The sequence below is a fragment of the Gracilibacillus timonensis genome (assembly GCF_900086715.1).
Classification (GTDB): Bacteria; Bacillota; Bacilli; order Bacillales; family Amphibacillaceae; genus Gracilibacillus; species Gracilibacillus timonensis.
Map to the genome: position 1 here is coordinate 266,689 of NZ_FLKH01000011.1, position 19,586 is coordinate 286,274.

The following is a 19,586-nucleotide window of genomic DNA, read 5'->3' on the forward strand; positions in this document are numbered from 1 at the left end:
TTCGCTTAGATAATGCGAAAATTCGTAACTATATAAGTTGAAGTTATAAATGTAACAAAAACGTGTGACAAGCAAGTCTATGTTCACATTATTTCCTGATAATACTTCGTTTGATTCATTCGCGAAAATGGATCAAGAGCATCTATCAAAACAATGAGAAATGATTTCATTCAACTTATATAAAGATGCTTTTCGACAATAGACTAGAGATCAAATCTGTTGATTCTAAGTAAAGTTGTGGTATTCGGGGATTTTTTTGAAGCATAAAGCTTGGTTATTACGTATAAAAGCTAGTTGCATATTATGGAGGGAATAAATAAAATGAACGGATATGAGCATGAAGTTTATCAAGAGCTGCTTGATTGGGAATTAAGCCTGCTGAAAAAACAGAGCATGTTTCAAAAAATATCAAAACGCACGCAAAATCGGATCAATCAATATATCCCAGAAAGAGCGCATCAGATTATCACGGAGTCGATTAAACAAATGGTAAAGACGACATTGTTTGGTTCTGATGTGACTACCAATAAAACGCAGTATGTAGAAAAGACCCTAGAGGAAAAGGAGCAGCTTGTCCAAGAGAAACTGGAAGGATATCGAAAAACTGCTATGTTGGAAGGAGCAGGGACAGGTGCGGGAGGATTCTTGTTAGGTTTAGCTGACTTTCCTTTGCTTTTATCGATTAAAATCAAGTTTTTATTTGAGGTTGCTACGATATATGGATGGGATGTGTCGAAATATGAAGAACGTTTATTTATTCTGCACGTCTTTCAATTGGCCTTTTCCAATGAAGATAAACGCAGAGAAGTCTACTATTTGATTAAACACTGGGACGAGGAAAAGGGACGCTTAACCGATATGGATTGGCGCGAATTCCAACAAGAATATCGCGATTATATTGACTTGGTGAAAATGTTCCAATTAATCCCGGGATTCGGTGCGGTCGTAGGGGCATATGCCAATTATAATTTGTTAGAACAGCTAGGAACAACCGCAAAAAATAGTTATCGAATTCGCTGGTTTGCACAAGAAGACAGACAAATCAAATAAATAAAGTGAGACTTCCATCCGTGGAAGTTTTCTTCAGCTCCCACTAATGGGTAGTGAAACTTATCGGGGAGTTAGCGTCCGTTATCCCCGAAATAAATGGAGTAATTGCCGGCTTTGTCGGATGATTACTCCATTATTTTGTGTTTGGAGTGGAGGTATAGATTCTGTTACCTGTTTTTGTTACATTTATAAGTTCAATTTATATAGAAATCTTAGAGTAGCGAGGTTCATTCGCCTGTTGTGATTTTTTTATATTGTTTTCTGATATATCTTGTTCTTTTGAAGAGAATATGATATATTAATAAGAACAAACGTTCCTATTTTATTCGCCTCTAAGCATGTTCCTCTTTTCGTGTAGAATAATCCACCATGGTGTTTTAAAGTAATATCCCAATATAACAATAAACATAATTAAATAGGAGGTCTTTCCAGTGAAAAAGTCATTATTAGATGCGGAAGTTATTGATAACTTGATGTCCAAGCAGGTATTAACGGATGTGAAGGCGCAATTATTAGAGGTTATTTGTTTATTACTTCAGGATTCTATATACACCAAAGATGATGCGGCTTGGGCATTATTACAAATCATACCGTTAATAGAATTAGAAGAAGGTCCACATAAAATTGAACAGCTTTGTAGAGAGTTAAAGAAGCTATAAATTAAGCAGTTTAAGAAAGAATGCACAAGAAAACTCAGTAACGAAACAAGGTTCATTCCGATTCCTGAGTCTTCTCTATATGTATTTCATGTTTAATAAATTGCCAGGCTCTGCCGAGACGTTCCACTTGAAAATCTGGGGAACGGTTTAAGTCATCTAATAATTGAAGCTCTCTTAATAAACGAATGGACTGCAGGTCTTCATCCGACAATACTAATCCATCTGCTACAGTGGTAGGATGTTTTTCTGTATCAATAATGCCTAATAAGTAATCGGCAGATACATCAAATATCTCGGCGATTGTTTTGATGGAATCTAAAGAAGGCTCATTTCGGCCTTGTTCATAATATCCATATGCACTGGTCGATATATTTAGTTTTTTGGCCATTTCTTCTTGTTTGATCCCTTGTCTTTCTCTAAGATACCGAAGCCTTTCTTGAAATTTCACCATACGATTCTCCCTTTCTAGGAAGCATTATACAATGAATTCCGCTTCGAAAATTAAAATGCAAGCAAAAATTGTCGAATAATTTTTAAACAATTTAAACTTGTTTGAATTACAGGGACTCAAGTCTTCTAAAAGCAATAGTGAATAGTAGCTTTGTAGAGGTCAGACAGCTGTCGGTGCTTTTGCATCATTTTAAAAAAGAGATAGGACATTTCCGTTCTGATTATCATGACCAAAGGGACCTTGTATATAGGAGATTTGACATAATTAAAGCACAAAGGTGGATTCTTTGTGCTAGTGTCTTATCAATCAAAGTGCTAAATAAACTTTCTTTTTGTATACGTAATAGATGGCTAATGCAAACAGCGACAATACCACCCCTGATAGATAAGGAAGGAAAATCGCCCATCCGTATAGTAAGCCGCCGAGCGGAGGTCCGATAATCCGTCCCAACGAGTCAAAAGAGGATAGTAAGCCAGTGGTTTGTCCATAGCCTGATTTGGCTGTTTTTGTTAATAGAGAAGACACACTGGGACGAATCAAGCCATTTCCCAACCCAAATATTGTTAAAAAAATAGCGGCAGTGATAAAGTTCTCCACAAGCAAAATAAGAGCAAACCCAAGTGCAGAAACGAGGACGCCGATTTGAATAACCTTGCCTTCTCCTAACGATTTCGTCATGCGACCGACTAAACCACCTTGAACGATGGCTCCTGCTAGTCCCATGATCATAAAAATATAGCCGAGTTCCAATGTACCAAGACCTGCACGATCATAGGCGAAGTACGCAAAGGTCGCCTCCAGTCCTGCCAGTGAAACGGAAACGAACCATTGCAGAATATAGAGATTAGCTATCGGCGTCTTCAAACCGTCTATCAAAGAAGGACGTTTCTTGTCGATTGCTTCCTGTTTGTTTGTTAAGGATTCTTTCAAAACGAATAGCACCAGGAACCATGTGAATAAGGAAGAAATTCCTGATAAAATAAACGGTAATGCCAGATTTCCAGAAGAGAAGATCCCTCCGATCGCTGGTCCGAAAATAAAACCAAGTCCAACGGCAGCGCCAATAATGCCCATGCCTTTCCCTCGGTCTTCCTCACTGGTAATATCGGCAACATAAGCCATTACGGTAGGCATGTTTGCGGCAGATAATGAGCCGCCAATGATTCGAGCGGCAAATAGCATCCATAGCTGCGATGCCCATGCCAATAGAAAAAAGGAAAGGGCTAATCCAGCAATTCCAATAAGCAAAACCGGCTTGCGCCCGATTTTGTCAGAAAGTCGTCCCCACATTGGGGCAAATAAAAATTGCATGACCGAGTAGGTGGCCATCAATAAACCTAACTGGAATGGTGAAGCGCCAAGTTCTTCCGCATAGAAAGGGAGGACGGGAATAATAATTCCAAAGCCTACCATAACGAAGAACATGACCGCAAATAGAATACCTAATACTTTTTTTGAATTCAACAATCTCACCCCAAAAACGAAAGAGATGAATCAATGGTGGACTCATCCCGTTCCTCATTAAATTTTAATCCCTATATCCTTGGCAATTGCTAATACGTCCTGCACATGGCAGAAGGTATAGTCTGGTACGATAGATGGCTCAAGAACAGGCCGCTGGCGATGGTTGAGCCAAGCTGCTTGCCAGCCAGCTTGTTTGGCCCCTGCTACATCGTTAGGAAAGGAATCCCCGATATAGAGCGTTTGTCCCTTGACTAAGTTCATCTTATCTTCTACATATTGAAATGCTTGTACATTTGGTTTGGAATAGCCTATTTGTCCCGAAATAAATAGATGACTTTCTGGTATCCATTTGGTTACGTTTAATTGAGCTACTTTCATCATTTGGTGATGGTATTCCCCATTAGTTAAAACGGCTAATGATATCTCAGATTGATATAATTGATCTAACAGGCATTCCATCTCCGGGAATAGTTTGATATTTTGCTGTTCTCTTAGATAGCATTGCTGAAAGGCAGTAGCTTGTTCTCTAGTAAGTGAGATAGAGAAATCATCACATGCCTTTTGAATGCGATAAATTTGCAAGTCCAAGGCGGTGATCTCACCGCGGATATGCTGTTCAAAAACGGCATCACTGTATTCCCTGCTTTTTTTATAAAGGTCGATTATTTCATGCTGCTGAAAGCTTTCAGGAATTATTTGCTGAACGGCATGACGGAATGGCTGTAATTGATCGTATAATGTATCATCAACATCAAAAATGATGGTTTGCATGTATATCCATCCTTGTTATCCGATTTATCTTAGGTCACATTTTTAGACCATTGTCTATTTTATCATACTTTCGGGCATCAAACTGTTACAATTTTTGTACTTCTTTTGCATAGATAGACAAACGGCGAAATCAGACGAAAAATAAAATTATGATTGAAAAAGGAAGGGAAACTTGTTATAATTTTCACAAAGTTAATCGGCTATGTGTAACTGGCGAGGATACGGATCAACCGTAGGGGAGCACATAGTATCGCTAGCCGCTCGCCTGGGCAAGGTAAGGAAAAAGATTCCTTACCTCTTTCTGTCTAAAATTATATAAAGGTGTGGTGAACATGAAACGAGTATACAATTTTTCTGCTGGTCCATCGATACTGCCGTTAGAGGTGTTGGAAAAAGCGCAAGCTGAGCTGCCAAATTATCAGGATTCCGGTATGTCTGTAATGGAATTAAGTCATCGTTCAGGGTTGTTTACGGATATCATAACCGAAGCTGAACGTTTGTTACGAGAATTGATGGGGATTCCGGATAACTATAAGGTGCTTTTTGTGCAAGGGGGGGCATCTCAGCAATTTGCTGCTATTCCGTTAAATTTAAAGAAGAATGGTAAGGCAGATTATGTGAATACGGGATCTTGGTCTAAGAAGGCGATCAAAGAAGGGAAAAAATTTGTAGAAGTAAAGGAGATAGCTTCTTCTGCGGATAAGAATTTCACTTATATCCCAACCGTTACAAGAGATATGATAGATCCTGAAGCGGATTATGTGCATATTACGACTAACAATACGATTGAAGGTACCGCGTTTCACGACATTCCAGATGCTGGAGATGTTCCGTTGGTAGCGGATATGTCATCTAACATTTTATCGGAGGAAATCGATGTGACCAAATTTGCTTTGATTTATGCTGGTGCCCAGAAAAATATTGGACCTGCAGGATTAACCGTGGTCATTATTCGAGAAGATTTAATCGGACATGCGGCAACAGAGTGCCCGACGATGTTAGACTATCAAACACATAGTGAAAGTGGTTCCTTGTATAACACACCGCCAACTTTTGGTATATATGTTGCCAAGCTTGTGTTTGAGTGGTTGAAAGATTTGGGTGGTTTGTCCCAAATGCAGAAACGGAATCAGCAAAAGGCAGCTATTTTATATGATTATATAAAGCAATCAGATTTCTATCACTCTCCTGTGGAGGAGAATAGTCGTTCGATTATGAATATTCCTTTTGTTATTCCAAATCATGATTTGGATGCAGCATTTGTTAAAGAAGCACAAGCTGCAGGCCTAGAAACCTTAAAAGGGCACCGTTCTGTAGGCGGAATGCGTGCGAGTATTTATAATGCTATGCCAGTAGAAGGCGTTCATGAACTAGTGGCTTTTATGGATAATTTCGCCAAAGAATATCGTTAAAAAATGTTACTAGTAATAAAACGATAGTTGACATAAAAAAACACGGGTCTCCCCCGTGTTTTTTTTACTCCATAAATCAGAGGCCTCTCATTATTTTATCCAAGAAGGCTGTTGTTCTTCTCCCTACTTATGATTGCTGTTCTTTCGTAGGCCCCATCACACCAGGAACATGCAAACCTGCTTGGCGTAACAATACGGTCATTTGCCCGCGGTGGTGGGTTTGATGATCAATTAATTTACGCAAGATAGCCCCGCGTGGTGTCTTGCCGCCAATCCCATCTACCTCTTCTAGTAAAGCTTCGTCGGACAAATGGGCTTCGACCTCGTGTTTTACGGCTGCTGCAATCTTTTGATAGGCAGCTACATTTTCTTCCGCATGGCTAGGTTCAGAAGCGATGGCTGCTTTTATATCCAATCCAACCAAACTAGAGAAAAAGGCAGGAGAGCTCGCCAGGTGAAAACCGAGCCATCCAAGTGTGCTGTGACCTTCTACAATGGCTTGTCCTAGCTTATCATCTGTTACAGCTTTCAACACCGCAACGGTTCCTTGTGCTTCGTGCTCCCAATCGGTAATAAAATCTTGCACGGTACGATACATGTCATTTCTCTCCTTTATCATTGATCTCATTTCACTGTATCAAATAATTTGGCGAAATGCATGTTGGAGGATTTAGATCAGGAAATAAGCAAAGATAATGCCGACAATTCCGAACACTAACGAATATATCATATTATAATAAGTGATATAGTACGGACTCTGTCTTAAACTCATGGAAGTAATGGTGACGACCAATCCGTAAGTTCCAATCGGGACGGTGGCAACCGTGGCTATCATTAAACTGACAGCAAGGCTTAACGGGGATAATACTTCCATTAAAATCCCGCTAATTCCGCTTAAGATTCCAATCGTTGCTAATGGATGGACGCCAAACATGCTTAGAAAAACAAATAATAGTTGAATGATGATTAAGACATACAACGGTTTATCTGCTAAGGCAATGATCGGCTGTTGTAGCATGTCTTGTGCTGGCGATCCATTTAAGGCATTGGTAAACAGTGCGAGTGTTACAAACAATACAATAAAATTGTGCATAGTGTTCAGTGTATTTTTCCAACGATTCCAGCCAATTGTCCAGAAGCTTTTCCATCTCCCCATAGCTAAGGCCCAACAAAAGGCAAATGGCGGTACAAGTAAAATAACCGTCAATAGAAAATCAAGATCAAACACGTTTCCAATCGCAATCACTAGAAATAAAAAAGTGGCCAGTGCAATGATTAATTGTAGCATGCTTGACCGATTTTGACGGATGTTGCTTGTTTGTTGCTGCGGTGGTGCAGGGTAGTTGTAGCGTTTAAAAAACCATCTGCCCCATAGGCTGTCCAACACATACATAATGACGGATATGGCAATCATCCAAGGTAACAGCTCGCCAAATCCCACACCAGTGACCAAAAGAATCATTCCCATCGCCATTTCTAATGGACTCCAAGGCAATGCCAAAGAATAACCGCGCAAGGAAACCATCATAATAAACTTACTGGCAATTCTCTGTTTGATTGGTTTTAGATTATCGACTAGTACATCTTGTGCCAGTGTAGCAGCCGACACGTTGAGAAAGGAAGTTAAGGCCATCATCACCGTGCTGCTTCGTTGATAAAGCTGCCCCAAATGTTGCACATTTCCTCGTAATAAACGCTGCAGCAATTTATCAAATCGTCCAGCAGCTACCACGCTGTTCATCCAAGGTAATACGGCAAGCAAGGTTAACAGCGACAGGTTATCCCCCATTCCAGAGATGATATCTCCCCATGATAAATCGGTAAATGGCAAAAGAATAAGACCAATAAGTAAGAAGCTGCTTCCAAGAATTTGAAACAATTTGGTCGCTTGCCGGAAGCTAATCAGTAATATGACAATCGCCAAAAGTCCAAGTGTGAATTTTAACCAAGGATAAGGAAAAAATAACGAATAGATATGTAAAATAAAGATAGCGGCAAAAAATAGATAAGTGTGTTTCATAGCTGCACCTGCTTTCGAATGATTTCAGCTTACTTGTGAATATTATAACATAAAATGAAGCGTTGTGAATGTTTTTGATAGATTTTGGTTGACTGTGAACGTTTTTGATTGTATAATGACTGTAAGCGATTCATAACTAATATAAAAAGGATGATCTTGGTGCTCACAATTGAAAGGCAAAACTTGATTTTATCTTTATTAAAAGAGCAGGAAGTAGTCAAGGTGAAAGATATATGTGATTTAACAAACGCTTCTGAATCAACGGTTCGCAGGGATTTAACAGAACTAGAAAAGAGGCAGTACATCAAACGAGTACACGGTGGTGCCTCGTTAATCAAACAAAAAAGAGATGAACCGACCTTTGTCGAAAAAACAACCAGAAACTATCATGAAAAAGAAGCAATCAGTGAACAAGCTGTTTCGCATATTGAAGCAGGTGATTCGATCTTTTTGGACGCTGGTTCCACGACGTTAGCACTTATACCTTTTCTTGCACAAAAATCGGTAGTAGTCGTTACGAATGGTATTCCGCATGTTCCGTTATTAATTGAGCATAATATTGAAACCTATGTGATAGCAGGTAAGGCAAAGCAGGGTACCGCAGCATTAACGGGCACCAAGGCAGTAGAGTCGGTGCGTGAATATCGTTTTGATAAGTGTTTTTTAGGGATAAATGGGGTACATCTAGAACAAGGACTAACTACTCCGGATCCGGAAGAGGCAAGCGTGAAACGTGCTGCACTGGAACAAGCACAAGCAACTTATGTACTGGCGGATTCCTCAAAGTTTGGGGAAGTCTCTTTTGCCAATGTAGCTTCCTTAGCTCAAGTCAACCTGGTAACAACGAATCATGTATCAGAAGAACAACAAACTGCTCTGCGTAAACAAACAAACTTGGAGGTGGTGTCGTTATGATTTATACCGTTACCTTAAACCCTGCCATTGATTATGTGGTACAAGTAGAGAATTTTACAGCTGGCCGTTTAAATCGAAGCAAGTCAGATTATAAGGAAGCGGGAGGAAAAGGTATTAATGTGTCCAGAGTGCTTCAACGTCTCGGTGGAGAAAGTACTGCGTTAGGATTTATCGGAGGTTTTACAGGGGAATTCATCACCGATTACCTAACAGGAACAGGCATTGAACATGATTTTGTCTACTTAAAAGAGGATACACGTATCAACTTAAAGATGAAATCAGGTGAAGAAGAAACGGAGGTAAACGGCGTATCCCCACAGATCGATCAAGCCTCCTATCAACAACTTTTGGACAAGCTAGGTCAACTGCGATCACACGATATTGTGGTGCTATCGGGTAGTCTGCCATCGTCCCTCTCTCCAGCCACTTATCGTGAAATAGTGGCTCAATTATACGATCAAGGTGTGATGGCTATCCTGGATACAAGCGGACTACCGCTGGAGGAAGCGATTCAGGCAAGTCCGACGTTTATCAAGCCCAACCATCATGAATTGGCCGATTTGTTTGGTGAGAGAATAGCAACGGATGAGGATATTATTCGTTTAGCCACACGTCTTCATCAGGAAAATCAAATTAATCATGTGTTGATTTCGATGGCGAAAGATGGTGCCATTTATGTTGGGGAAGGCGGTGTGTTACGGTTAACGGCACCAGTTGGGCAGGCTGTTCATTCGGTAGGGGCGGGTGATTCAGCCGTTGCAGGATTTATCTATAAATTACAGCAAACAGCTGATCCAAGAGAAGCGGCCCGATTTGCCGTGGCTTCGGGTAGTGCCACGGCCTTCTCGAAAACCTTATGTACCAAAGAAGAAGCAGAGGCGCTTTTGTCACAAGTTAAACTGAGTGAGGAAAGGATGGATAACTAATGAGAATTACCGAGTTATTAAGACGAGATATTGTCATTTTGGACGCCAAGGCACATACAAAAGATGACATTATCAACGAGTTAGCTGGGCAGTTGGATAAAGGTGGTTATTTGAATGATAAGGCTGCGTTTGAGCAGGCTATTTGGGATCGTGAAAAGCAAACTAGTACTGGAGTGGGTGACCATGTAGCCATTCCTCATGCGAAGACTAGCGCTGTATCTACGCCAGCGATTGCTTTTGCAAGATCGCAAGACGGAATAGACTACGAATCATTAGACGGTAAGCCAGCGCATTTATTTTTTATGATTGCAGCGAGTGAGGGTGCTAATAATGATCACTTGCAAACTTTATCAAGGCTATCTACCTTATTAATTGATGAGGATTTTCGTGAACAATTGATGGGAGCAACATCAGAAGATGAGATTCTCTCGATTATTAATCAAAAAGAAGAAGAGAAATTAGGAAAAGCCGAATCGGAGGCGAAAGAAGCGGAAGCATCAAAGGCAAATGGTATCGAATTGTTAGCTGTTACGGGTTGTCCGACAGGTATTGCCCATACGTATATGGCGGCCGATGCATTGAAGGATAAGGCAAAGGCAAAAGGGATATCCATCAAGGTGGAAACCAATGGATCCGATGGAGTGAAGAACCGTTTAACAGACGACGAGATTCAACAAGCCAAGGCAATTATCGTTGCCGCCGATACCAAAGTGGAAATGAATCGGTTTGATGGTAAGAAGGTACTGCGCCGTGGAGTAACCGATGGTATTCGCAAGACCGATGAATTAATCGATACGGCAATGAGTGGGGATGTTCCCGTTTATGAAGGTGACGGCAAAGGTTCCGGTTCAGGCTCAAGCGGGGGTAATCGTTCCAGCTTTTATCAGCATTTAATGAATGGTGTATCCAACATGCTGCCATTTGTTGTGGGTGGAGGACTTTTAGTAGCTATTTCTTTCTTGTTTGGTATCAATTCAGCAGACCCAACAAGTGACGAATATAATATCTTTGCGGCTGCCTTGAATAACATTGGTGGCGATAATGCGCTTGCCTTAATGGTAGCCGTATTAGCCGGGTTTATCGGGATGAGTATTGCCGACCGGCCAGGTTTTGCGCCGGCGATGATCGGTGGCTTTATGGCAACGGCTGGTGACGCCGGTTTCCTCGGTGGTTTGATTGCCGGTTTCCTCGGTGGTTATGTCGCATTAGGTGTGAAAAAATTACTATCAGGAATGCCTAAAACATTTGATGGGATTAAAACGATTCTATTCTATCCAGTGTTAAATATTTTGATTACGGGACTTCTAATGTACTTTGTCATTATTGAACCTGTTGCTTGGCTGATGAATGTATTGAGCGACTGGCTAAGCGGTATGACGGGAGCCAATGTGATGGTACTAGGCATTATTCTTGGTGGTATGATGGCGGTTGATATGGGCGGTCCCATCAATAAAACGGCCTTTACCTTTGGTATTGCCATGATCGATGCTGGTAACTTTGGACCACACGCGGCCGTTATGGCAGGTGGGATGGTGCCACCATTAGCTATCGCTTTTGCAACAACTTTTTTCAAAAACAAGTTTACTGATGAGGAGCGACAAGCTGGTAAAACAAACTATGCCCTTGGTTCCTTCTTTATTACAGAAGGTGCGATTCCATTTGCTGCCTCGGACCCAGGTCGAGTGCTTCCCTCTTCGATTATTGGTTCTGCGATTGCCGGTGGTCTCACCTTGTTATTTGGTATTGGTGTACAAGCACCACACGGCGGCATCTTTGCCTTCCCAGCCGTGGTGGGCAACTGGATGATGTACTTGCTGGCGATTATTATTGGTGCTATCATATCTGGTTTGATATTAGGTATTTGGAAAAAGCCAGTGGATAAAGAATAACATTAGCTCTAATATATAAAATGCAGGAATCAGCTATATAACAAGATATTATGACACTTAAAAAACCCCAAAAAAAGCATCAGTTTTTTTTGGGGTTTTTACAGATTTGCATTCTTTTATTCAATGACTAATTGTCATAATATCTTTCTGTTACAAATTTTGCATAATCTCCTCGGACAATGGTGTTTGAATATTCTATTAATGTTTCTTCAGCTGTATAAGTATAAGATTCTAATTCAAAAGAAGCTGTGTTCTTATTGATTTCCAGTAACTCACAAACTGTTTTGCTGGGTAGGATAGGTTGAATAGATTCTACTGATTTATGAGTATCTACGTGATATTTCTCTCTTAAAAGTTCAAACAAGGAATGAGAACAATCGTCATTAATGAGACCTGGAGCAATTTTCCATGGTACATAAGATATAGAATACTGATATGGAAGTTTTTCTGCAAAACGAAGTCTAATCAGTTTAATCACTGGATCATCAGCGTTAATTTCCAAGTCATGTGCCAATTTAGTAGTTGCTGGAACGATTTCTAAATTTAGAACTTTTGAGTAAGAACTTAATCCCGCTTCTTTCATCTGTTCAGAGAAGCTTTTTATGTTCTGACTAATATTTTCTTTAAACTTGGGAGACGAGACGAAAGTACCTTTTCCTTGCACTTTTTTAATTTTCCCTTCCAGCTCAAGTTGTTGCAGTGCTACACGGATTGTTGTTCTACTGACATTAAATTCATCACATAGATTTGCTTCCGTAGGCAGTTGACTTCCAACAGGATAAAAGCCATCCGTAATTCTATTTAGTATTTTTTCCTTGACAGCATAGTATAATGAAATGCCGTGTTTGTGTTGCACCATGTTTTCACCTCATTAAAAATAATTAATTTAATACCTATTTATATTATTATATAATAATATAATATCAAATTTTAAGAAACTATATTAGCGATATTCATTTTGAAATTTATTAAAAGGGTATAAAATAGAGTCTTTGTAATAAATTTTTCTTAATATCTTGCATATCTCATTTTGTTTTACAATAAAATTTATAGTGATAACCATATGAATTTATTGTAAAGCCCAGCTATTCAATTATTTTATGGCTAACAAGTATAATCTTTTTTTGTTAGAAATTAAGATGGGATATGCATCTTTTATAGATAAAAATAAAAATTAAATTGACTACAAACGGTTCTTGTAGTAAAATTCATAATTACAACAAAATGAATATAAGTACAACACCATGATATTACAGTTTTGTTTTTATTATTTTATTTAAATTTGTCATTACATCATTAACAATTTAGAAAGGAGAATATTATGGATCATTATGATGTGTTAGTAGTTGGCCCATTTTCAGTTGATGTTATATTTTCATCGATACCCAGACTGCCTAACTTAGGAGAAGAGGTATATTGTGGTGATTTTGAATTCACGTGTGGGGCTTCTTATAATGTAGCAGTTGCATTAGCGCGGCTTGGTTTAAAAGTGACAGTGGCAGCCCCGCTAGGTAATGACTTTTTGAGCTCTTTTATTCTTGAGAATTTAAAAAAAGAAGGAGTAAACACAGAACATATAGTACACCTTGATAAGCCATTGCGTACGTTGTCTGTTGCATTAAATTATGATGGCGATCGCTCTTTTATATCATATGAGGACAAAATAAACGATTTTGATTATCAAGGTTATATAAACTCTGTTGTAAATAAGGTGAGTGCAAGAGCACTATATATATCATTGAATGAAAACGCTGTATCTATTGTTGAATCAGCGAAAAATAAAAATTGGTTGATATTTCAGGATGTAGGTTGGGATGAAGAATGGCTGCAGGAAGTCAAGTTGCAACAATTAGTATCAGCAGGTGATTATTTTTTACCCAATCTTAAAGAAGCACTTATTATGACAAATGAACACACGATAGAAAGTGCGCTAGACCAATTAAATACATTTAACACTAAGGGCGTTACAATCATTAAATTAGGGGAAGATGGAGCGATTTTTAAGAGTGGTAACACAAAACAGATGGTTCCCACTACTAAAAAACAGGTGATGGATACAACTGGTGCGGGGGATGTTTTCGTTGCAGGTGTAATGACAGGTATTTTAAAAGGATATTGTTTGTCAGAGTCTATACAACTTGGAAACTTTTGTGGAGGATGCTCTGTGCAAGGTTTAGGCGGGACTAAGTGTAGTCCAACATGGGATCAAGTGATAGAAGAATTACGATTACAATAATATGGGAGGAATAAAAATGAAATTAACAATTCTTGGTGGAGCAGGAATGCGAACCCCTATGCTAATTAATGGTCTTTTCAAGCATGAAGATATCAAATTCGAAGAGGTCGTCTTATTCGACAATGATAAAGAGCGACTAGAAATAATGGGACACATTTCTCGCTTTATCGTTGAAAGTAAGGACAATGCATTTAAGCTAACATTAACTACAGATATTAGAGAAGCTGTGATAGGAGCAGACTTTATCTATTCTGCTATCAGGGTAGGACAAGAAGAAGCAAGAACGATGGATGAGAGGATTTCTTTAAATCATGGAGTGATAGGTCAAGAAACTACTGGACCTGGCGGATTTGCGATGGCACTTCGAACCATTCCAATGATGTTAGATTATTCAAAAATCATAAATGAACTGGCTCCGAATGCTTGGCTTCTTAATTTTACTAATCCGGCTGGTTTACTTGCACAAGCCCTTAATACATATGGTAGTCATAAAAAAGTGATTGGCATTTGTGACGCACATGCTGGAATAAAAAATGCTTTAGGAAAGTATTTAAAAGTACCTCATACGGAACTACAAGCAGGTTACTTTGGTTTGAATCATCTAGGGTGGGTGCCCAATGTCTACGTAAATGGTCAAGACCGGCTGCCTGAAATTATTGATAATTATGAAAAATTAGCCAGTGTCTCTCATATCTTTAGCTTTTTTGACCCGGAATTAATTCGTAATATAAAGATGCTACCTAATGAATATTTATATTATTTTTATTATAAGAGTGAAGCATTAAATAACATTAGAAATGCTAAGGAAACACGCGGTGAACAAATAGTTAAATTGAATCGGGAACTATTAGATCAATTAATCCCACTTGTAAAAGAGAAGAAAATGGAAAAGGCGTTAGAAAAGTACGAAAAGACCATGGAATCTAGATCATCTACTTATATGTCGAAAGAAACCACTGGTGATGAACATGATGTGCATGAAAATGAAGAGGCGATTGATATAACTTTTGAAGAAGAAGGATACGAAGGGCTAGCACTAAACATAATTAAGAGTATTGTTAATAATAAACAACAAGTTTTAACTTTAAATGTTCCTAATAATGGTGCTATTAACAATTTGCGTGATGACGATGTGGTAGAAATTCCATGCCTGGTCAACAAGAATGGATATTTTCCACTAAATGTCGGAGAAGTTCCTGATGTATCCATGTCTTTAATTAAACCTGTAAAAACTTACGAAAGGTTAACAGTAAGTGCTGCGGTAACGGGTAATTATAAGGAGGCCCTTCAGGCGTTAGCGGTTCATCCGCTGGTACCTTCTTATAAAGTGGCGAAAGCAATACTAGATGACTACTTACAAGTTTACCGTGATTATTTACCTCAGTTTTCATAATAAAATCATGGATTGTATGAATTTCAATAGATCATATAGGGGGAAATATCAGAATGAATCATTTACGGACTGTTCCCAATCATGAACAATTATCATGGCTAGCTGCCTCGAAGATTATGGAGTGCATAAAAGCAAATCCTAACGCCGTTATCTGCTTAGCAGGAGGTGATACTCCGTTAACTACTTATGCAAAATTGGTAAAGCAAGTGAAGGAAGAAAAAATAGATACTAGTAAGTTAACGTTCGTAAGTTTAGATGAATGGGTGGGTTTGGATGGGGAAGATATAGGCAGTTGCCGACAGATGTTGAATGAATATCTATATAAACCTCTACATTTAAATGAACAACAAATCATTTTCTTTAATGGAAAAGCAAATAATATTTACGATGAAAAAGAGCGTATAACGAATAAAATGAAAGAGGTCAATGGAATTGATTTTATCCTATTAGGGGTAGGTTTAAATGGGCATATCGGTTTTAATGAACCAAATCTTATTGGTGAAAAGGAGTGGGTGCAGGTTGTACCGTTAGATGATCTTACAAAAAAAGTATCAAGGAAGTATTTTCAAGCGACCATTCCCGTGTCTCAAGGAATTACTCTTGGGCTTAAAGCTATTCTGCAAGCAAAGGAATTATTAGTGATAGCAAGCGGTAAGAAAAAAGCCCAGATCGTTAAGCAGATCATTGAAGGACCAATCACCAATAATATACCTGCAACGAAGTTAAGAAGACATAAGAATATCTCGTGGATATTGGATGAAGAAGCGGCAGTTGAACTTCATCAGCTATCGTAATTGATCTATAAAATAACTTGCGACGGGAGGTGATAGACATAGATTCATACGGGAAGACGTAGTTCGATGTTAACAGGGCATAGACCAATTAAAGACAAGTGAGCAAATGGTTGGAAACCTCATTTTATATAGTGAAAAAGGAGAGGGTCATTTTATGAGGAAAAAATCAAAATATATCATGATAAGCATCTTTGTGATAATCAGCATGTTGATTGCAGGTTGTTCTAGTAATGATTCCAGTGGAAGTTCTGACAAAAATGGCAGCGCTACCATTCGTGCTATATTTCCAAGCGGTGCTGGAACAGAAGAGGCTTTAGAAAGTATTGCGAAAGAATTTGAAGAAGATAATCCAAATACTACAGTAGAATTGGAGTTTATTGCTTATAATTCATTAAAACAAAAAATATTAACGTCGGCTCAGGCAGGTAGTTATGACGTAACCTATGTTGACCAACCATGGCTGGCTCAATTTGCGAATTCAGGAATTATTGAAGAAATGCCAGAGGAGCTTTCTTCAGACGAACAAGAAGATATATTTGATAATTTCATTGACGGTATGACTTTTAACGAAGGTATATATGCTATGCCATGGAAAAATGATACGAAGTTCTTATTTTATAATAAGCAAATATTAAGTGAAGCAGGTTTCGACAATCCACCAACTACTTGGGAAGAATTGCAACAACAATCTGAAGAGATAAAATCTCAGGGTTTAGTAGAGTATCCTATTGTCTGGAGTTGGAGTCAGAGTGAGGCCTTAGTTTGTGATTTTGTAACTTTAGTTGGTGGTTATGGCGGGGAAATTATGCATAATGATCAACCAAATTTTGAAGGAGATAATATTTTTAGTGCGACATCTTTTATGGTAGATAGTCTTGAAACAGGGATTTCAAATCCAAATTCAACCGAATATATCGAGCAAGATGTACTGGACAATTTTACGAATGGAAATTCTGCTTTTGCTATTAATTGGTCTTTTATGTATAGTGAAGCGAAAAATTCAGATGTTGGCGAACAATTAGGGGTTACGGTAGTGCCGGGAAGTGATGATGTAGAGAGCGCTTCTGTCTATGGTGGAGAAGGTTTAGGAGTCACTTCAGGAAGTGAGAACAAAGAAGCTGCATGGAAATTTATTAAGTATATAACATCTAAAGAAGTGCAAAAGGAGCATGCAGAGGTTACCTTGCCAATTTGGGAATCTCTATATGAAGATACAGAGATATTAGAGCAGAATCCTGAATTAGTAGAAGTGGCAAATAAACAGTTTAAAAATATGATAAGCAGACCGAAAATTCCTTCATATGGTGAATTATCACAAAATATTCAAGTAGAACTACAAGGAATTTTAACTGGGACTAAAACAATTGATAGTGGATTGACTGATTTGCAAAGCGAAGTAGCAGAGGAGTAAACCGTTTGTTAATAGGTGAAAATGGTAAATACTTTCATTGGAATCATTCCTGTGGAGAGATAAAATCCTTCGCAGGAAACATGTAGATTTATTGTCGGAAAAGCACGTTCCTTCATAATCAATCTTACGTGGATAGGATTTGGGAGAGAAGTTGTATATATAGCTGCGAGAAAAATTGCTCAATTTAAGTGGTGTTTTAAATATGCAATAAACATTGCTCTCCTTTGCGAAAACCCAGAGCATGTATTCATTTTTACACATAGGGGGATGAAATTGAAGAGTAAATTGTCGGAGCAGAAGTTTGCTTGGGTTATGATATTACCAGCATTAATTATTGTGTTAGGGATTGTTATATATCCATTAATTCGTACGTTTTTGTATACGTTTCAAGATATGAATTTATCACTTGGGGGTTCTGGTGAAGTTGTATGGCTCTCAAATTATATAGAAATACTTGGAGATGGGTATTTTTGGTCAAGTGCGGCTAGAACGGCATACTTTTCGATTGTATCCATACTTATAGAAATCATCTTAGGGACGCTAATTGCGTTACTTCTAAATGATAATATTCGTGGAAAAGGCATTTTGATTACGATTATTATTATTCCTTGGGCTATACCAAATATTGTGAGTAGTTCCATGTGGAAATGGATTTACCATCCTGAATACGGCGCTCTGAATGCTTTACTTGTTCAACTCAACATTTTATCTGATTATCAGTCATGGTTAGGGACGCCGTGGTTAGCGCTGTTTATGGTTATTATTGCAGATGCATGGAAAATGACGCCTTTGGTTGTTATTTTTATGTTATCTGCTTTGAAATTAACAAATAAATCTGTCTATGAAGCGGCGGTTATGGATGGGGCAGGATTATTCAAACGGTTCATTTCTATTACTTTTCCTTATTTGAAATCAATGCTTTTAGTCGTTATCGTCATGCGTACAATGGAAACCTTCAAGGTGTTTGATTTGATTTATGTATTGACTAGAGGGGGGCCAGCAAATGGTACGATGGTTCTCGGCTACCAGGCATATGCTCAGGTTTTTGAAAACCTTGATTATTCCGGAGGGGCAACTTATTCTTATTTAATCGCACTGATTATTGCCCTATTAACTTTTACTTATATTAAAATCTTGAATAAAGGGGAGAGATAGGAATGTACAAGAACAAGCCATTTATCATGCTTCAATATATATTTGCTTTAGTAGTCACTATATGTACTTTAGGGCCCTTTATTTGGATGTTTATCACTAGTATTGCATATACAGAAGATTTAACCAAAGTTCCATTGGATTGGATGCCTGAGCGAGTAACATGGCAAAGGTATATAGATATATTTACTGATAGCGGAAATGAAGTGACTTCGACCTTTCGACAGGCAATGGTTAATACTATTCAAGTAGCGTTAGCTGTTACGTTGTTATCGTTAATTATTGGAGGGATAGCAGCTTATGCATTTGCCAGATTGAAATTTAAGTTTAGACAAAATATGATATATGTATTTTTATTCACCTATATGATTCCACCGGTAGTCATTGTTTTGCCGTTATATTTGATGGTAAGCAATTTAAATATGCTTGATTCTAAAATATCGCTGATTCTTTTAAATGCAACGTTTATCATTCCATTCGTTATTTGGATTATGCAAAGCTATTTTCGCTCGATTAGCAAAGACTATGAAGAGGCAGCAGCAATTGATGGATGTAATAGATTTCAAACACTATGGCATATCATTATTCCTGTGGCAAGGTCTGGGTTTATTGCAACTGGAATTTTAGCGTTTTTAATGTCGTGGGAAGAATTTTTCTATGCGTTAATTTTTACATCAAGTTTGGAGGCAAAGACTATTTCTGTAGCCATTGCAGAATTTAGTGGAAGACATTTGACAGACTATGGAATGACAGCCGCGGGAGGAATAGTTGCTTCTATACCACCAATACTCATTGCGATCATCTTTCGAAAATTCTTGATAGCTGGTTTGAGTGGAGGTGTTAAAGAGTGAGTGGGGGGTGTGACGAGATATTATGCTTTAGCCTTTTCTTTTGGGATGGCTAAAGCATAATTATAATATTACGTTTGATAATAATTAGTAACAACCCTTTTTATAAGGTTCATGTTGTCACTTTGGTTGATATTACAGATGAAGTTACGGTTAAGCTTAGATGTTTAAAAGCAATTAACTGTAGGTGGTAGG

At 38.4% G+C, this 19,586-nt stretch carries 18 protein-coding genes and 1 riboswitch; of the genes, 12 read left to right on the forward strand and 6 right to left on the reverse strand.

Features of this window, described 5'->3' with window-relative positions; all coding sequences use genetic code 11:
* The first annotated feature begins 321 nt into the window (after positions 1-321).
* Positions 322-1,050: an EcsC family protein gene (locus BN6556_RS08620; RefSeq protein ID WP_066189796.1), complete on the forward strand. Its 729-nt coding sequence runs from the start codon at positions 322-324 to the stop codon at positions 1,048-1,050.
* Positions 1,051-1,481: 431 nt separating this feature from the next.
* Positions 1,482-1,709, forward strand: coding sequence for a hypothetical protein (locus tag BN6556_RS08625; RefSeq protein WP_066189799.1), 228 nt, complete (start codon positions 1,482-1,484; stop codon positions 1,707-1,709).
* Between the two features lie 52 nt (positions 1,710-1,761).
* On the opposite strand, the gene BN6556_RS08630 is transcribed toward BN6556_RS08625, so the two are convergent.
* From BN6556_RS08630 to BN6556_RS08640, 3 genes are all read right to left on the reverse strand, one after another.
* Positions 1,762-2,160, reverse strand: coding sequence for a helix-turn-helix domain-containing protein (locus BN6556_RS08630; RefSeq protein WP_066189801.1), 399 nt, complete (start codon positions 2,158-2,160; stop codon positions 1,762-1,764).
* Positions 2,161-2,466: 306 nt separating this feature from the next.
* Positions 2,467-3,624, reverse strand: coding sequence for an MFS transporter (locus BN6556_RS08635; RefSeq protein ID WP_066189804.1), 1,158 nt, complete (start codon positions 3,622-3,624; stop codon positions 2,467-2,469).
* A 57-nt stretch (positions 3,625-3,681) separates the two neighbouring features.
* Positions 3,682-4,395 carry an HAD family hydrolase gene (locus tag BN6556_RS08640; RefSeq protein WP_066189807.1) on the reverse strand — a complete coding sequence of 238 codons (714 nt, stop codon included), beginning with the start codon at positions 4,393-4,395 and terminating at the stop codon, positions 3,682-3,684.
* 196 nt (positions 4,396-4,591) lie between these two features.
* Positions 4,592-4,673, forward strand: a riboswitch (ZMP/ZTP riboswitch).
* Positions 4,674-4,727: 54 nt separating this feature from the next.
* Here BN6556_RS08640 and serC point away from each other — a divergent pair.
* Positions 4,728-5,807, forward strand: coding sequence for a 3-phosphoserine/phosphohydroxythreonine transaminase (gene serC, locus BN6556_RS08645; RefSeq protein WP_066189810.1), 1,080 nt, complete (start codon positions 4,728-4,730; stop codon positions 5,805-5,807).
* Positions 5,808-5,934: 127 nt separating this feature from the next.
* On the opposite strand, the gene BN6556_RS08650 is transcribed toward serC, so the two are convergent.
* Both BN6556_RS08650 and BN6556_RS08655 read right to left on the reverse strand, forming a co-directional pair.
* Positions 5,935-6,405: a DinB family protein gene (locus tag BN6556_RS08650; RefSeq protein WP_066189812.1), complete on the reverse strand. Its 471-nt coding sequence runs from the start codon at positions 6,403-6,405 to the stop codon at positions 5,935-5,937.
* 72 nt (positions 6,406-6,477) lie between these two features.
* Positions 6,478-7,827, reverse strand: coding sequence for a hypothetical protein (locus tag BN6556_RS08655; RefSeq protein WP_066189815.1), 1,350 nt, complete (start codon positions 7,825-7,827; stop codon positions 6,478-6,480).
* A gap of 150 nt (positions 7,828-7,977) precedes the next feature.
* Between BN6556_RS08655 and BN6556_RS08660 the strand changes: the two genes are divergently transcribed.
* From BN6556_RS08660 to BN6556_RS08670, 3 genes are read left to right on the forward strand one after another with little or no spacing between them, the layout of a single operon-like run.
* Positions 7,978-8,742, forward strand: coding sequence for a DeoR/GlpR family DNA-binding transcription regulator (locus tag BN6556_RS08660; RefSeq protein ID WP_392388589.1), 765 nt, complete (start codon positions 7,978-7,980; stop codon positions 8,740-8,742).
* Positions 8,739-9,668: a 1-phosphofructokinase gene (gene pfkB / locus BN6556_RS08665; RefSeq protein ID WP_066189821.1), complete on the forward strand. Its 930-nt coding sequence runs from the start codon at positions 8,739-8,741 to the stop codon at positions 9,666-9,668. Before BN6556_RS08660 ends, pfkB begins: the two co-directional genes overlap by 4 nt.
* Positions 9,668-11,557 (forward strand): PTS fructose transporter subunit IIABC, encoded by a 1,890-nt coding sequence (locus BN6556_RS08670; RefSeq protein WP_066189824.1) that lies wholly within the window; start codon positions 9,668-9,670, stop codon positions 11,555-11,557. Before pfkB ends, BN6556_RS08670 begins: the two co-directional genes overlap by 1 nt.
* A 127-nt stretch (positions 11,558-11,684) precedes the next feature.
* Here BN6556_RS08670 and BN6556_RS08675 read toward each other — a convergent pair whose 3' ends face one another.
* A complete protein-coding gene (locus tag BN6556_RS08675; protein ID WP_066189825.1) occupies positions 11,685-12,416 on the reverse strand; it encodes a GntR family transcriptional regulator in 732 nt (243 codons plus the stop codon).
* 462 nt (positions 12,417-12,878) lie between these two features.
* Here BN6556_RS08675 and BN6556_RS08680 point away from each other — a divergent pair, with 462 nt between their 5' ends.
* The 6 genes from BN6556_RS08680 to BN6556_RS08705 all read left to right on the forward strand — a co-directional run bounded on the left by BN6556_RS08680 (position 12,879) and on the right by BN6556_RS08705 (position 19,394).
* Complete coding sequence (locus tag BN6556_RS08680; RefSeq protein WP_066189828.1) at positions 12,879-13,793, forward strand: carbohydrate kinase family protein; 915 nt, start codon at positions 12,879-12,881, stop codon at positions 13,791-13,793.
* Positions 13,794-13,809: 16 nt separating this feature from the next.
* Complete coding sequence (locus tag BN6556_RS08685; protein WP_066189830.1) at positions 13,810-15,186, forward strand: 6-phospho-beta-glucosidase; 1,377 nt, start codon at positions 13,810-13,812, stop codon at positions 15,184-15,186.
* A 53-nt stretch (positions 15,187-15,239) separates the two neighbouring features.
* Positions 15,240-15,980: a glucosamine-6-phosphate deaminase gene (locus BN6556_RS08690; protein WP_066189833.1), complete on the forward strand. Its 741-nt coding sequence runs from the start codon at positions 15,240-15,242 to the stop codon at positions 15,978-15,980.
* 154 nt (positions 15,981-16,134) lie between these two features.
* Positions 16,135-17,391, forward strand: a complete 1,257-nt coding sequence (locus BN6556_RS08695; RefSeq protein ID WP_066189836.1) for an extracellular solute-binding protein — start codon at positions 16,135-16,137, stop codon at positions 17,389-17,391.
* A gap of 273 nt (positions 17,392-17,664) precedes the next feature.
* Positions 17,665-18,546 (forward strand): carbohydrate ABC transporter permease, encoded by an 882-nt coding sequence (locus BN6556_RS08700; RefSeq protein WP_078059996.1) that lies wholly within the window; start codon positions 17,665-17,667, stop codon positions 18,544-18,546.
* Positions 18,547-18,548: 2 nt separating this feature from the next.
* A complete protein-coding gene (locus BN6556_RS08705; protein WP_066189842.1) occupies positions 18,549-19,394 on the forward strand; it encodes a carbohydrate ABC transporter permease in 846 nt (281 codons plus the stop codon).
* Positions 19,395-19,586 lie beyond the last annotated feature (192 nt).

Coding starts and splice junctions, on each gene's coding strand:
- BN6556_RS08620 (WP_066189796.1), top strand. CDS start 322: ATGAACGGATATGAGCATGAAGTTTATCAAGAGCTGCTTGATTGGGAA.
- BN6556_RS08630 (WP_066189801.1), bottom strand. CDS start 2,160: ATGGTGAAATTTCAAGAAAGGCTTCGGTATCTTAGAGAAAGACAAGGG.
- BN6556_RS08640 (WP_066189807.1), bottom strand. CDS start 4,395: ATGCAAACCATCATTTTTGATGTTGATGATACATTATACGATCAATTA.
- serC (WP_066189810.1), top strand. CDS start 4,728: ATGAAACGAGTATACAATTTTTCTGCTGGTCCATCGATACTGCCGTTA.
- BN6556_RS08650 (WP_066189812.1), bottom strand. CDS start 6,405: ATGTATCGTACCGTGCAAGATTTTATTACCGATTGGGAGCACGAAGCA.
- BN6556_RS08655 (WP_066189815.1), bottom strand. CDS start 7,827: ATGAAACACACTTATCTATTTTTTGCCGCTATCTTTATTTTACATATC.
- BN6556_RS08660 (WP_392388589.1), top strand. CDS start 7,978: ATGATCTTGGTGCTCACAATTGAAAGGCAAAACTTGATTTTATCTTTA.
- pfkB (WP_066189821.1), top strand. CDS start 8,739: ATGATTTATACCGTTACCTTAAACCCTGCCATTGATTATGTGGTACAA.
- BN6556_RS08670 (WP_066189824.1), top strand. CDS start 9,668: ATGAGAATTACCGAGTTATTAAGACGAGATATTGTCATTTTGGACGCC.
- BN6556_RS08675 (WP_066189825.1), bottom strand. CDS start 12,416: ATGGTGCAACACAAACACGGCATTTCATTATACTATGCTGTCAAGGAA.
- BN6556_RS08680 (WP_066189828.1), top strand. CDS start 12,879: ATGGATCATTATGATGTGTTAGTAGTTGGCCCATTTTCAGTTGATGTT.
- BN6556_RS08685 (WP_066189830.1), top strand. CDS start 13,810: ATGAAATTAACAATTCTTGGTGGAGCAGGAATGCGAACCCCTATGCTA.
- BN6556_RS08690 (WP_066189833.1), top strand. CDS start 15,240: ATGAATCATTTACGGACTGTTCCCAATCATGAACAATTATCATGGCTA.
- BN6556_RS08695 (WP_066189836.1), top strand. CDS start 16,135: ATGAGGAAAAAATCAAAATATATCATGATAAGCATCTTTGTGATAATC.
- BN6556_RS08705 (WP_066189842.1), top strand. CDS start 18,549: ATGTACAAGAACAAGCCATTTATCATGCTTCAATATATATTTGCTTTA.